We start from the raw sequence: 12,003 nt of genomic DNA on the forward strand, positions 1-12,003 counted from the left end.
TCCTCAATCATGGGGCCGGTTGTCGGCGCCGCGGCCAGGATGGTGCGTGATGGGCGGATGGAGTTCGCCAGGCCCGCCTTGATCGGTTGAGCGCCTGAGGCCAGTAGTCGACCACACCGCATTCGAGGAGCACACCATGTGGACCTACAGCGACTACCTGCGCTGGCTGTATCGAACCGGACGGCCGAATATGTTCGCCCGCTTGCAGAACCGTTTCTCGGCCACGCTGTTCGCCTGGGGTGTGCTGCCACGCAGGGTGGCGGCGCTGGGCATCATCGGGCGGCGAACGGGCCGACTGATCTGGTTCCCGGTGGTACTGACCGAAGTCGACGGCGAGCGGTACGTCGTGTCCATGCTGGGCACGAACACGAATTGGGTGCGCAACCTCACCGCCGCCGACGGCCACGCCATACTCCGCCACGGCGTCCGGGAGACCGTCCACCTCGCTGAGGTCGCGCCGGACCGGCGCGGCCCGATCCTGCGGCAATACCTGCGGATAGCTCCAGGCGCCCGGCCGCACATCCTGATCGGGCCGAACGCCGCACCAGCCGAGTACGAGCAGATCGCACCGGACTTCCCCGTGTTCCGCATCGAACCCGAACCGACCCGCACGACGTGACGATTTCATCCGTGGAGCAGATCACGCGGCGGATCTCGGCGGTGCGGCACCGCGGCAGGAACTCCGTCGGCGGATCGAGGGTTGAGTAAGCTGCCGGGCTGAAGTGTTCTCACAGGTCAGGGGCTGCCATGTTGGAACGTCACGATTCGTTGCCCACGGGTGCCGACAGAGGTGGAATGCGGGTCCGTATCCACGATCGGACACTTCGAGGCAAACAGGGGGAGATACCCGTCCGAGACTATTTCCCGGAACAGCCGCGTGCGGGCGCCGCGGCCGTACTGTGGCTGCACGGCGGCGGATTCGCGTGGGGGAACCTGGATCAGGCCGAATCCCACCTCGTCGCGCTGCGCCTGGCGGAAACCGGGCGCAGGGTGCGCACGGTCGACTACCGGCTCGCGCCCTGCCTCCCCTGGAGCCGCTCCGCCACGGTCAACCACTACCCCGCCGGGCTGGACGACGTGGTCGACGCGGGGCGCGCGCTGGCGGCCGAATGCGACGCGATCGTGGTCGGCGGCGCCAGCGCGGGTGCCTGCCTCGCCGTCACCGCCGCACAACGGCTACTCGGTGTGGCCGGACTGCTGCTGTGCTACGGCATCTTTCACGCCGAGCTGCCGCCGCTGTCGGAATCGGTACGTGCGGCCGTGCGCGGACTGGCCGGATACCGGCAGTTGTCACCGCCCGCCGTCCACCGGATGAACCTCAACTACGTCGGCAACGAGGACCTGTTGAACAGCGGCGCCTTCCCCGGCGGCCGCGACCTCACCGGCCTGCCGCCAACTCTGATGCTCGACGCCGACCACGACACCCTTCGCGCCTCGGGGGAGTCCTTCGCCGCCGAACTCGCGGCCGCCGGGGTCCCGGTGTCGTACACCGTGGTGCCGCATTCTTGGCACGGATACCTGAACCGCGCCCACCTCAACGGGTTCCGGCTCGCACTTCATGTGATGACAGCGTGGCTGGACGCGCGGGACTCAGCCGTGACCGCAGGCGCGCCGCAGTCACGCTAGCTCGGGCCGGTTCACACTCGGCGGAGCCGATCGGCGGCGACCGCAGGTGACCTTGTTCTCTGGCCGGGGTCCGCATACGCCTGATGGACTCGATACGCGCAGGCATACACGGCAGAGAAGGTGCGATGACGGCTGATTCGCAAGCGTCGGACGGGACACGAGCACCGTGAACCCGGCGCTGTACTATCTGGCGTTCATCGCGGTGGTGTTCGCGGTGAACCTCATGCCCGCGTTCGGTCCGCCCGGCGCGTTGGTGGTGGTGCTTCTCGGGTTGAATTGGCACCTGGAGCCGGTCGCCGTGGTCATCCTCGGCGCCTTCTCCTCGGGCGCCGGCCGCTACCTGCTCGCGGTCGCCACCAACCGCGTCCGCGACCACCTCGGCGACCGTCGCAAGGCCTCTCTGGAGGCCGCCAACCAGTACGTCACCGGCCACACCGGACGTTCTCTCGCCGGACTCGCCGTATTCGTGGTGTCGCCGTTGCCGTCCGCGCAGATGTTCGAAGCGGCCGGGCTGATGGGCGTGCGATTGCTCCCGATAACCCTCGCGCACATCGCGGGCAGACTCGTCAGTTATTCCTTCTATGTCACGGCTACCACCGTTGCCGAGCGAGAACTCAGCGACACGTTCCTCGATTCGCTCACGTCACCCTTCGGAATAGCGATTCAGGTCGCGCTTCTCGCCGCGGTCGTCCTATTCGCCCGAATAGACTGGCTGAAGTATCTGCCGAAGGCGGGGACCACGTAGTCGGGAACCGCGAGTCGAGGATGCAGGCGAAACTCACCGATAAGGATTCCGGAACACGGTGCCCCGAGGCGGGCGGGCGCGTTCGGCGCGTCGGCGGGGCTCTGCTGGTGGCGCTGCTGCTGACCCATGTGCTGGTCCTCGATTACGAAACCATCGGCACCAACCCATGGCCGATCAACCAGATTCGCGACGAGGCCGTGCAGATCGTTGCCGGAACGTACCTGGGCGCGAAACTGCTGCACCAGGAAAGCGGTTACCGCCAGCTCGCCTACTGGGCTGCCAGGGTTCCGGTCGCCTGACGAGCGCGCACGAGATCGGCCGTCGTCTGCTGCCGGATTACCAGCGCAATAACGACCGACGCCAACCCGAGCATCGACACACCTGCATGTTCGATCGCAGGTGCAGAATTGCCGCCTCGGCGGGTGATTGTCTCCATCCGCCGATGACGTATTCACCGACTTCCCGGTCGTAGTGCACCTCGGCCCGCCAGAATCGCCTGCCGGACCATAGTGGTCCCCACGGCCGACGGCTCCAGGCGTGTGCCCAGGCGCCAGTCCAGGACGGTGACGATGATCTTGTCCGGGACGCGACTGCCGTCACCCACGGTGCAGATCCCCCTAGTCGGTGCGCCCGTTAGTCCGTCGGGGGTTGCCAGGCGGTGGGGTCGTTGAGGTAGAGGCCGCAGGCGCAGTCGAGGGCTTCTGCTGGTGTGCCCGCTGGCCAGCCGTTGGGCAGGATGGAGTTCTCGTAGCCGTCGCGGCTGGCCAGGTAGATAGCAAATCCCCAGGTCGTTGCTGATCCGGTGTAGCGCAGGCGACACAGCGGCAACTGGGTGCCGTCAGCGAGTTCGCCGGTGACGTAGGCAAAGGTGCCGTGGTAGCGCACGTGCAGGCGGGCCCGTTGCGGCCAGCGGTCGGCGGCGTGGGCGGCCAGTCGCTGCCGCAGCGAGGTCTTGGTCGATTCCGGCGGTGCAGCCATGCGTGTCACCCTGCCACGTACGAGCCTGCGGCGTGGCTACCCGGTTCGGTGTGACCGGTCGGGCAGAGTTTCTCGATTCGTAATCATGTTGAGGGACAAGGAAATATCTTCGTGTCGCCGCGCAGTCCGTATGTTGTCGTCGCGACCGCTGCGCAGCGGTCGCAGCTGGAAACGATCACCCGCCGATCCTCGGCGCCGTATCGCACGGTGCTGCGGGCACGAATCGTGCTCGCAGCCGCGGAGGGGGAATCGAACACCGATATCGCCCGTGCCCTCGGCATCAACGTCGATACCGCCCGGAAGTGGCGGAAACGGTTCTGCTGCAAAGGAATCGATGGATTGACCGATCTGCCTCGCAGCGGCCGGCCACGAACATTCACCGCCGAGCAGGTAGCCGAAGTCAAGGCCCTGGCCTGCGAGCTGCCATCGGTGTCCGGGTTGCCGTTGCCCCGGTGGAGCTGTCCCGAACTGGCCCGTGAGGTCACCACACGCGGGGTTGCCGAGCAGATCTCGGCATCGACGGTGCGGCGGATCCTCGCTCGGGACGCGATCAAGCCCTGGCAGCATCGCTCCTGGATCTTTCCCCGCGACCCGTATTTCGCGCCCAAGGCCGCCCGCGCGCTGGACTTGTATGCGCGAATGTGGGATGACGAGCCACTCGGCGCCGACGATTACGTGCTGTCCGCCGACGAGAAACCCGGCGTCCAGGCCCGCCGCCGCGTCTGCCGCCCTCTGCCACCGGCCGCCGGTCGACCGATGCGGGTCGAATCCGAATACCGCCGCGGCGGCACTCTCGCGTATTTCGCCGCCTACGACGTGCACCGCGCCCACGTCGTCGGCCGCTGCGAGCCCACGACCGGCATCGAACCGTTCTCCCGACTGACCGCCCAGGTCATGACACAAGAACCGTATGCAAGCGCCCGGCGGGTGTTCTGGATCGTCGACAACGGGGCCTCCCACCGCAACTGGGCAGCAGCGGCGCGTCTCAACGACGCCTACCCCAATGCGCACATGGTGCACCTGCCAGTGCACGCGTCGTGGTTGAACCAGGTGGAAGTCTATTTCTCTGTCGTTCAACGAAAAGCGTTGTGCCCCGACGACTTTACCGACCTCGACGACGTCAGCAACCGACTGCTCGCCTTCCAGGATCACTACAACGCCACCGCCCGCCCGTTCGACTGGACCTTCACCCGCAATGACCTCAACCAGATACTGCACCGCCTCGGCCGCCACGACCTGCACGCACCCCGACCACTCGCGGCATAACCCCCGACGGACTAACGGGCGCACCCACTAGCTGGCCATTCCCCATCCCGGCGTCGCCCGAACACACTCTTCTGCCGAGTTGAGCGCATTCGTCGAGCTTTCCGACCTGCCCCAGCATTCGAAGACTCCGACGTGGGAGTCATCGACGTGGACATGTAATCGACGTGACCGTTGCGGGTCATTCGCTAGTCGAAAGTTCCGCCGTTAGGTCGGGGCGAGCAAACCCAGAATCAGGCCTCTCTTGCGAGGGCCAAGGCGTGTCGGTGCCCCGACCTAACATTGCGGCGCTCGGAGGTTGCCGGGCAAGACATCTTGGTGCGAGGAGCCATTCATTGAGCGCGAACCAGTATCGAAGCCAGCTCACGAGCAAGCGCAAGCAGCGCGTCGACGCCGAGAAGAAGGCCGGTGAGTTCCGGACCAAGGAGTCGAAGAAGCGCGCCGAAGCCGCAGCCGCGCGACTGGCGGCCTCGAAGTCCAAGAGCGAGTCGACCGTGAAATCCAAACTCCGCGAGGCCGAGCGCAAGGACAAAGAGGCTGAAACCGCCGGGAAGGAAGCTGGCCGGTGGCAGCTGAGGGCCAGCGGCTATGCCAAGAGCGAGGCCGAGCTCCAGGGCAAGCTCGCCAAGGCGGAGAAGTCCGAAGCCGATGCCGCCGAGGTCAAGCGCAAACGAGAGGAGCAGCGGGCTCAGCGTCTCGCCGCTGGCCAGCGGGCGGAGCTCGAATCCCGGGTCGCGACTACTGAATCCGCGGTTGAGCATGTACTTCGCCAGCTGCCCGCGCCCAAACCCGAGAAGCTGCGAGTGTTGATCCTCGGGGCCGCAGGCGAGGGCGATCTTCGAGTGGGCCGCGAGCAGAAGCGGATCCGTGCAGCCGTCGAGTCAGCTCTTCATCGCGATCAGATCGAGTTCGATGTTCGCCCTGCGGCGACACCCGCGGACCTGCTCGACGGGATCACCAAGTTCCGTCCTCATGTGGTCCACTTCTCCGGTCATAGCGATGACGATTTCCTGGTGTTCGAACAGGACACCGACGATCCCAATTCGGGTATGGATGTCGCCGCTGGTGCGTTCGCCCGTACGATCCAGGCGACCGACACTCCGCCGCTGCTGATGCTGCTGAACTCGTGCAACTCCGCAGCTCAGATCGACAACCTTGCCGCCGAGGTGGTGCCGTTCGCGATCGGCATGGCCGACGAGATCGATGACGGTGACGCGATCAACTATGCCGCTCAGTTCTATGCCTCGATCACCAACGGCCAGTCGATCAACTCCTCTCACCTGTCCGGGCGATCGGCTCTCGAGCTCGCGGCCGACGGCGTTCTTCGAGGAACGCCGTGTAGTGGTGGACGATGTTTCGTCGAAGACCGCGACGTACCCACGTGTGGTTTGAATGTTCATGTGGCCCAATAACGCTGCACCGATGTGGATGGGCAGGCCGCTGCTGACCAGTTCGGTGGCGAAAAGTCTGCGGAAGTCGTGCGGGGTGAACTACACGGTCCGGAAGGCCGGGTGGTGCTCGGCGAGTTCGTTGCAGAGCCGTTTGAGCTGGTTCAACACGGTGGTGCCAGCGATGACGCTACGTTTTGCGCCGCTGCGGCGCTGGAACAGGAACGACATGGGCTCGCTCCAGACTTTGTCATGGGGATCGAACCGGCTCAGCGTGGCTATGGGCCGGCCACCGCCGGTGTGACGTCGCACGATCGCGGCGATGACGTGGAACAGTTCGGCACTCATCGGGATGACCCGTTCGCGGTCGGTCATGGAGGGCGCGATGACCAGAAGCGCAATGACTTCGCCGTTGGGGCGCTGGTACTGGCGGATCGACAGATGGGTGAGTTCGCACATCTCTTCGATCCGGGCGCCGGAGTGCCGCAGCGTTTCCACGCATGCCCAGTCCCAGAACGTGGCCTCCTCGTCGGTCTGGACGTGTACCACCGTCCCGGTGGCCTCATCGCGGACGCGGATCGGGTCGTCCGGGCGGGTGTGGTGGGTTCGTTCGATGCGTCGGTAGGTGCTGCCCTCGTGGACAAAGGTCTCGCCGACTGCGATGGTGCGGGCTTGCTCGAGCATGGTGCGGGCGCGGTCGTAGCGGTCTTCGACGTGCCTGACCAGAGTCGGCAGCAGTGGCTGCCGGATCCGGGTGCGGCTCGCGGAGCGATCATTGATCCGCCGACGGCGGGCGCCCAGGCCGCGGAGCTCGGCTGGCAGGACCGGGCAGGGAGCTACCCAGACGGCCCATTGCCCCGGTTCCTCGGCGGCCCAGGTGTGCAGGTCGTAGTAGAAGCTGCGGACACCAATGAGGATCACGTCCTGGCCGGTTCTGGGTTTGCTGTCCTCGCGGGTCTTGATCGATTCCCGCCACCGGGTGTAGGTGTCGGTGCTGATGCGCAAGTCGGCTTGGCCGGGGTTGATCTGTTCGATCCGAACCCAGAAGTGGTGCGCGATCATGAGGATCAGGTTCTTCAGGCTCGAGTAGTCGGTGTCGGCTTTGTGCACTGCGGCGAGCCGGTGCCGGTAGTCCTCTTCCCAGAGCGAGAAGAACGTCGGCAGCCACATCCGACCGCCCCATGCATGGTGCTCGCTGCCATAGGTGAGTGCATTGAACAGCCGGTCAGCGCCGACGGTCGTCGACGAGGCTGTCCACCCGGGCCGTAGACCGTCCGGATCACACACGTCGAAGACAGACGGGGCGCGTCCCCGCGTTAGGCTGTAGCGGTAGGTCTGTCCCATGAACGGGATCTGGACGCCCTTGATCAGCTGAGCGGCCAGCTTGCCTGCTCGAGGCGCCATACGCGCCACCGCGATCGTGAGCAGCAAGTCGGTGCGCATGCGTTCCAGGATCTCGAAGACAGCATCAGTGGAGGGATCAGGCGTCACGCCTTCAACAGGATCCATAGCGTGATGCTTTCACCAGGCACCGACATTGAGTCGAGCTTCCGATCGTCGGGGGACTGTCAGGAACTTTGGGGGTGGAGGTGATTCCGAACAGGTGCTGAAGTAGCCTGCCGCTGCTTCGGCGAGGAAGGATCACTTTGAACGACAACGTAACTCGGACTGCTGGTGGCGGACTGGATGTTCGGATCGCGCAGGAGCTGGTGGAGCAGGCCCGCAGCGAGGGTCTGTCGCTGACCGGGGCCGATGGTTTGCTGACGGCGGTGACGCGCCGGGTTATCGAGGCCGCCTTGGAAGCGGAGATGACCGAGCATCTCGGATACGCCAAGGGCGATCGTGCGGCGGCGGCCGAGACCGCGGGTGACAATCACCGCAACGGCACCAGCCGCAAGAGGGTGCATACCGATATCGGGCAGGTCACCGTGGACGTGCCTCGTGATCGGGCCGGGCAGTTCGAGCCACGGATCGTGCCCAAACATGCCCGGCGGGTGGCCGGGTTCGATGAGGCGGTGGTCAGCCTGTATGCGAAAGGGCTCACGACCGGTGAGATCCGCGCGCATCTGGCCGAAATCTACGGCGCCGATATCTCGCGGGAGACGATCTCGAAGATCACCGACGCCGTGGCCGGCGAGTTGGCCGAATGGCAGTCCCGACCACTCGATCGCGTGTACGCGGTCGTGATGATCGACTGTATCTGGGTCAAGATCCGCGACGGTCAGGTCGCCTCGCGCCCGGTCTACGTCGCCGTCGGCATCGGCCTCGACGGTGCCCGCGACGTGCTCGGGTTGTGGGTCGGCGACGGCGGTGAGGGCGCCAAGCATTGGATGGCGGTACTGGCCGAGTTGCGCAACCGCGGTGTCGAGGACGTGTGCATCGTCTGCTGCGACGGGTTGAAGGGACTGCCGGAGTCCATCGCCGAGATCTGGCCGCAAGCCGATGTGCAGCTGTGTGTGGTCCACCTTGTGCGGGCCAGCCTCAAATACGCTGGTAAACAGCACTGGGGTCCGATCAGCAAGCAGCTGCGTCAGGTTTATACCGCCCCGACGGTCGACGCGGCCGAGGCTCGGTTCGCCGAGTTCGCCGCCGAATGGGGCGACCGCTACCCGATGATCGTCAAGACCTGGCGCGGTTCCTGGGAGCACTTCACCACGTTTCTGCAGTTCCCGCCGGAGATCCGGCGGGTCGTCTACACGACCAACATGATCGAATCGCTCAATGCCCGTTTCCGGCAAGCGGTGCGCCGCCGCGGGCACTTCCCGACCGACCAGGCCGCGTTGAAGGTGCTCTACCTGGTGATCCGCGACCGCCGCAAGAACCGGCCCAACGTCGTCGGCCACACTCCCGGCTGGAAACGTGCCCTGCAGCAGTTCGCCCTGATCTACGGCGACCGCATCACCGACCACACCGAAAAGTAGAATCAGAACCAATCGCCCTCACCCACAAAGGTTCTGACACACCCATCGTCCGCACAGGACTGAGCGGCTTCGCAAGCGCAGCGATGGTGCGCCCGCTTGGACTCGGACGCGTGCAACGCGGCATTACAGCGCGTCTGCGAGCTGGGCTGCGCTCTTGTTCAGCCACCGGCGGTACCACTGAGCCAAGCTCAGCGGGATACCGACATCGTCGACCAGATGGGTGGTGTCGCCGGTGACGAAGGCCGGTGCTTGTGGGGTGGTTGGTGGGTGAGGGGGATCGCCGGGTCATGGGCCCGGGATGCACTGGTGGTTTCAGTGCGCGGACGTCGGTGACTGCGCTGCCGGGTTGTGGTCGGTCAGTAGCAGGGTGGCGAGCCGGTCGAGGAGCTCGGTGGCTTCCCGCGCCGCCTCTGGATCACCGAGTGCGGTGGTGAGTGTGTCGTCGATGGGTCGCTGGCGTCGCTCGACACCGCGGGTCAGGGGTGTGTCGGGGTAGACGAGGGTGCGGCGCCGGTCGGTGGGGTCGGTATCGGTGCGCAGCAGGTTTCGCTCGACCAGGCCGGCCACGAGCGCGGAGACGTGGCTTTGCACGAAGCCGGTGCGTTCGCACAGTTGCCTGATCGAGCAGCCGGGCTGTTCCAAGACCTCGGCGAGGACAGCGGTCTCGCCCGAGGAGGGCATCCGGTCGCCGGGGTAGGTGCTGGCTCGGCGAGCCAGTTCGATCAGCCGCCGTCCGAGTCTGTGCAGTTGTCTGCCGTCCATGCTGTTCATCATAGAAGGTGCATCGTTTCCGATGCATCTGGTACAGATGGATATATGAGATCGCGGACCAGGACACAACGAAGAGCCCCGTTCCGACGCCGTTGGGGAGTGGGAACGGGTGGGGCGGCGGTGGTGGCTGCGGTGCTGGTCGCCGGGTGCTCGGTGCAGACGCGCGAAGCCGAGCCGGTGCGCAGACCGATCGCCGACGCTGGCGCGAAGCTGACCGTCGATCCTTCGATGCGGTCGCAGGAGAAGCTCGACGTGGCACAGTTGCCGTCGCCGCCGACCGCGCCCTCGACCCAGCCCGGTGCCTGCACGGCTGCGGTTCGGCCACGATCGTCAGCTCGAACCTGCGAGTCGGCGAGCCGCTCGAGGCGGTCACCGGACCCCCTGGGTCTCGGGGCAGATCATCGACGACGGCATTTCCTGCCCGACTGGTCATGTCAGCAGGTCGGCCAGTCGGCGCCAGGCGGAGCGGGGGACGTTGTCGAAGGGCGATCGGCCGTCGACGATCTGGAGGGCCACATGGTCCGCGCCCGCTGCGTGGAAGGCGTCGATCCGGGCGCGGATCCGGTTCTCGTCGCCCCATGCGACGAGGGCGTCGATCAGGCGGTCGCTGCCGCCGCCCGTGAAGTCGGCCTCGGTGAAGCCGAGCCGCAGCAGGCTGTTGGTGTAGTTCGGCAGGCTCAGATAGACGGTGAGGTAGCCGCGGGCGATCGTGCCGGCCCGGTCAGGGTCTGCCTCCAAGACGACCTTCAACTCCGGTGCCAGCAGCGGCCCGGGACCCAGGATCTCACGGGCCTGTGCGGTGTGTTCGGCGGTGACCAGGTAGGGGTGCGAGCCGGCGGCCCGGTCGCGGGACAGCTCGAGCATCTTCGGGCCGAGCGCGGCCAGCACACGGCGTTCGGCGGGCACGTGTGCGGCGTCCAGAGCGTCGAGGTAGGCGACCATCGAGGCGTATGGGCGGCGGTACCGCTCCGTGGCCATGGCATGGCTCACTCCTAGGCCGAGGAGGAAGCGGCCGGGGTGCTTCGCCTGCATTTCGGCGTACTGTGCCGCAGTCCGGTCAGGCTCCTGCTGCCAGATGCTGTGGATGCCGGTGGCCACGGTCATCCGGGATGTTGCCTCGATGAGGGGCGCGGCGTGGTGGGTGGTGGTGTTGTTGCCGAGCCAGACGGCGCCGAAGCCGAGTTCCTCTAGCTCGGCTGCGGCCTCGGAGATCTCGCCTCGCAGGCCCGCGTTCTCCGAGCGCAGCCCCAGGCTCCAGATGCCGTACCGGCCGACAGCCGCCTTCAGGGAGCTCTGCGCGGTCGTGGCGTCACTCATATGCTTCGAGCACTCCTCGTTCGGGGCGGGCGTCGGCCGCACGAGCCGACGCCGGCGCCTTGGTCTTGCTGGTCACGGGTGGCCCGGGCGCGGCGATGACGCCCGGGCGGCGGTGCGGGTCAGCCCTGCCAGCTGGGCAGGGCGATGATGTGGGCGAGGTTCAGCCGGGTGGGGGCTGCGACCGCATAGGCGATGGTGTCGGCGATGTCGCCGGGTTCCAGGGCCTGCACGGTCTTGCGGACCTCGCCGAACTGCTCCCGGGCGCCGTCGTCGAGCATGTCCTCACCCAGTTCCGTGGCGGTCATGCCAGGTTCGACGGTCTTCACGCGGACGTTGCGCGGCCCGAGTTCGACGCGCAAGGAGCGGGTCAGTGTGGCGACCGCCGCCTTGGTGGCCGCGTAGACGGCGTAGGTGGGATAGAAGGTGTGCGAGGCGATGGAGCCGACGTGCACCAGGTCCGCCGAACGGCCCTCGGCGGCGGCTGCGAGCAGGTCGTCGACGAAGACCCGTCCGGTGTAGATCAGGCCGTTGAGGTTGGTGCCGATCATCTGGTCCCACTCGGCGGGCTGCGCCGACTCGTATGGGGCGCCGCGCATCGTGCCGGCGTTGGCGACCACCAGGTCGACGGGTCCCAGGGCGGCACGCACGGTCTCGGCAGCGCGGGTCATCGAGTCCAGGTCGGACACGTCGGCCGCTACCGCGGCGGCCTTCTCGCCGATCTCGGCGGCCATCTCTTTCAGCCGCTCCTCACGTCGGCCGATGAGCGCGACGGACGCGCCGTCCGCGGCCAGACGGCGGGCGGTTGCCGCGCCGATGCCGCTGGTCGCTCCGGTGACGACCGCCACGCGGCCGGCCAGGGTGTTGTGCTGTTCAGTCATGCTTCCACGCTCGCGGCCCGGAGAGACGGCATCCAGGCCGCCTCGCACCGGGGGACTGGCGTACCTGGTAGTGACAGGTCCACCCAGCCGTCTGGCATGCGGCTTATCGTCGACCA

The 12,003-nt window shown here is 66.6% G+C and carries 12 protein-coding genes; 7 read left to right on the top strand and 5 right to left on the bottom strand.

All coding sequences use genetic code 11. The features are described from left to right. The first annotated feature begins 136 nt into the window (after window positions 1-136). The 4 genes from AB0M45_RS27580 to AB0M45_RS27595 all read left to right on the top strand — a co-directional run bounded on the left by AB0M45_RS27580 (window position 137) and on the right by AB0M45_RS27595 (window position 2,670). Window positions 137-619 carry a nitroreductase/quinone reductase family protein gene (locus AB0M45_RS27580; protein ID WP_364335184.1) on the top strand — a complete coding sequence of 161 codons (483 nt, stop codon included), beginning with the start codon at window positions 137-139 and terminating at the stop codon, window positions 617-619. A 176-nt stretch (window positions 620-795) separates the two neighbouring features. Next, the gene (locus AB0M45_RS27585) at window positions 796-1,626 is read left to right on the top strand and encodes an alpha/beta fold hydrolase (protein WP_364335187.1); all 831 of its coding nucleotides are present in this window, start codon (window positions 796-798) and stop codon (window positions 1,624-1,626) included. 166 nt (window positions 1,627-1,792) lie between these two features. Continuing rightward, on the top strand, window positions 1,793-2,371 hold the full coding sequence (locus AB0M45_RS27590; RefSeq protein WP_364335189.1) for a hypothetical protein: 579 nt from the start codon (window positions 1,793-1,795) through the stop codon (window positions 2,369-2,371). Window positions 2,372-2,478: 107 nt separating this feature from the next. After that, window positions 2,479-2,670: a hypothetical protein gene (locus AB0M45_RS27595; RefSeq protein ID WP_364335191.1), complete on the top strand. Its 192-nt coding sequence runs from the start codon at window positions 2,479-2,481 to the stop codon at window positions 2,668-2,670. A 334-nt stretch (window positions 2,671-3,004) separates the two neighbouring features. On the opposite strand, the gene AB0M45_RS27600 is transcribed toward AB0M45_RS27595, so the two are convergent. After that, window positions 3,005-3,349 (bottom strand): hypothetical protein, encoded by a 345-nt coding sequence (locus tag AB0M45_RS27600; protein WP_364335193.1) that lies wholly within the window; start codon window positions 3,347-3,349, stop codon window positions 3,005-3,007. A gap of 111 nt (window positions 3,350-3,460) precedes the next feature. Between AB0M45_RS27600 and AB0M45_RS27605 the strand changes: the two genes are divergently transcribed. Together AB0M45_RS27605 and AB0M45_RS27610 are read left to right on the top strand one after the other, a co-directional pair. Then, a complete protein-coding gene (locus tag AB0M45_RS27605) occupies window positions 3,461-4,615 on the top strand; it encodes an IS630 family transposase (RefSeq protein ID WP_364335195.1) in 1,155 nt (384 codons plus the stop codon). A gap of 257 nt (window positions 4,616-4,872) precedes the next feature. Further along, window positions 4,873-6,024 (top strand): hypothetical protein, encoded by a 1,152-nt coding sequence (locus AB0M45_RS27610; RefSeq protein WP_364335197.1) that lies wholly within the window; start codon window positions 4,873-4,875, stop codon window positions 6,022-6,024. A gap of 78 nt (window positions 6,025-6,102) precedes the next feature. Here AB0M45_RS27610 and AB0M45_RS27615 read toward each other — a convergent pair whose 3' ends face one another. Continuing rightward, complete coding sequence (locus tag AB0M45_RS27615; RefSeq protein ID WP_364335199.1) at window positions 6,103-7,509, bottom strand: hypothetical protein; 1,407 nt, start codon at window positions 7,507-7,509, stop codon at window positions 6,103-6,105. Window positions 7,510-7,646: 137 nt separating this feature from the next. On the opposite strand from AB0M45_RS27615, the gene AB0M45_RS27620 reads away from it, so the two are divergent. Further along, on the top strand, window positions 7,647-8,921 hold the full coding sequence (locus AB0M45_RS27620) for an IS256 family transposase (protein WP_364335201.1): 1,275 nt from the start codon (window positions 7,647-7,649) through the stop codon (window positions 8,919-8,921). Window positions 8,922-9,233: 312 nt separating this feature from the next. Here the strand turns inward: AB0M45_RS27620 and AB0M45_RS27625 are convergent, their stop codons facing one another. The 3 genes from AB0M45_RS27625 to AB0M45_RS27635 all read right to left on the bottom strand — a co-directional run bounded on the left by AB0M45_RS27625 (window position 9,234) and on the right by AB0M45_RS27635 (window position 11,887). Next, window positions 9,234-9,683, bottom strand: coding sequence for a helix-turn-helix domain-containing protein (locus AB0M45_RS27625; protein WP_364335203.1), 450 nt, complete (start codon window positions 9,681-9,683; stop codon window positions 9,234-9,236). A gap of 438 nt (window positions 9,684-10,121) precedes the next feature. Next, on the bottom strand, window positions 10,122-11,009 hold the full coding sequence (locus AB0M45_RS27630) for an LLM class F420-dependent oxidoreductase (RefSeq protein WP_364335205.1): 888 nt from the start codon (window positions 11,007-11,009) through the stop codon (window positions 10,122-10,124). A gap of 119 nt (window positions 11,010-11,128) precedes the next feature. Next, on the bottom strand, window positions 11,129-11,887 hold the full coding sequence (locus AB0M45_RS27635; RefSeq protein WP_364335207.1) for an SDR family oxidoreductase: 759 nt from the start codon (window positions 11,885-11,887) through the stop codon (window positions 11,129-11,131). Window positions 11,888-12,003 lie beyond the last annotated feature (116 nt).

Origin of the sequence: Nocardia sp. NPDC051787, assembly GCF_040681325.1 — a bacterium.
Lineage (GTDB): Bacteria > Actinomycetota > Actinomycetes > Mycobacteriales > Mycobacteriaceae > Nocardia.

Excerpts from the sequence above, each read along its gene's own strand:
- AB0M45_RS27580 (WP_364335184.1), top strand. The coding sequence starts at position 137 with ATGTGGACCTACAGCGACTACCTGCGCTGGCTGTATCGAACCGGACGG.
- AB0M45_RS27585 (WP_364335187.1), top strand. The coding sequence starts at position 796 with ATGCGGGTCCGTATCCACGATCGGACACTTCGAGGCAAACAGGGGGAG.
- AB0M45_RS27635 (WP_364335207.1), bottom strand. The coding sequence starts at position 11,887 with ATGACTGAACAGCACAACACCCTGGCCGGCCGCGTGGCGGTCGTCACC.
- AB0M45_RS27630 (WP_364335205.1), bottom strand. The coding sequence starts at position 11,009 with ATGAGTGACGCCACGACCGCGCAGAGCTCCCTGAAGGCGGCTGTCGGC.
- AB0M45_RS27600 (WP_364335193.1), bottom strand. The coding sequence starts at position 3,349 with ATGGCTGCACCGCCGGAATCGACCAAGACCTCGCTGCGGCAGCGACTG.
- AB0M45_RS27625 (WP_364335203.1), bottom strand. The coding sequence starts at position 9,683 with ATGGACGGCAGACAACTGCACAGACTCGGACGGCGGCTGATCGAACTG.
- AB0M45_RS27615 (WP_364335199.1), bottom strand. The coding sequence starts at position 7,509 with ATGGATCCTGTTGAAGGCGTGACGCCTGATCCCTCCACTGATGCTGTC.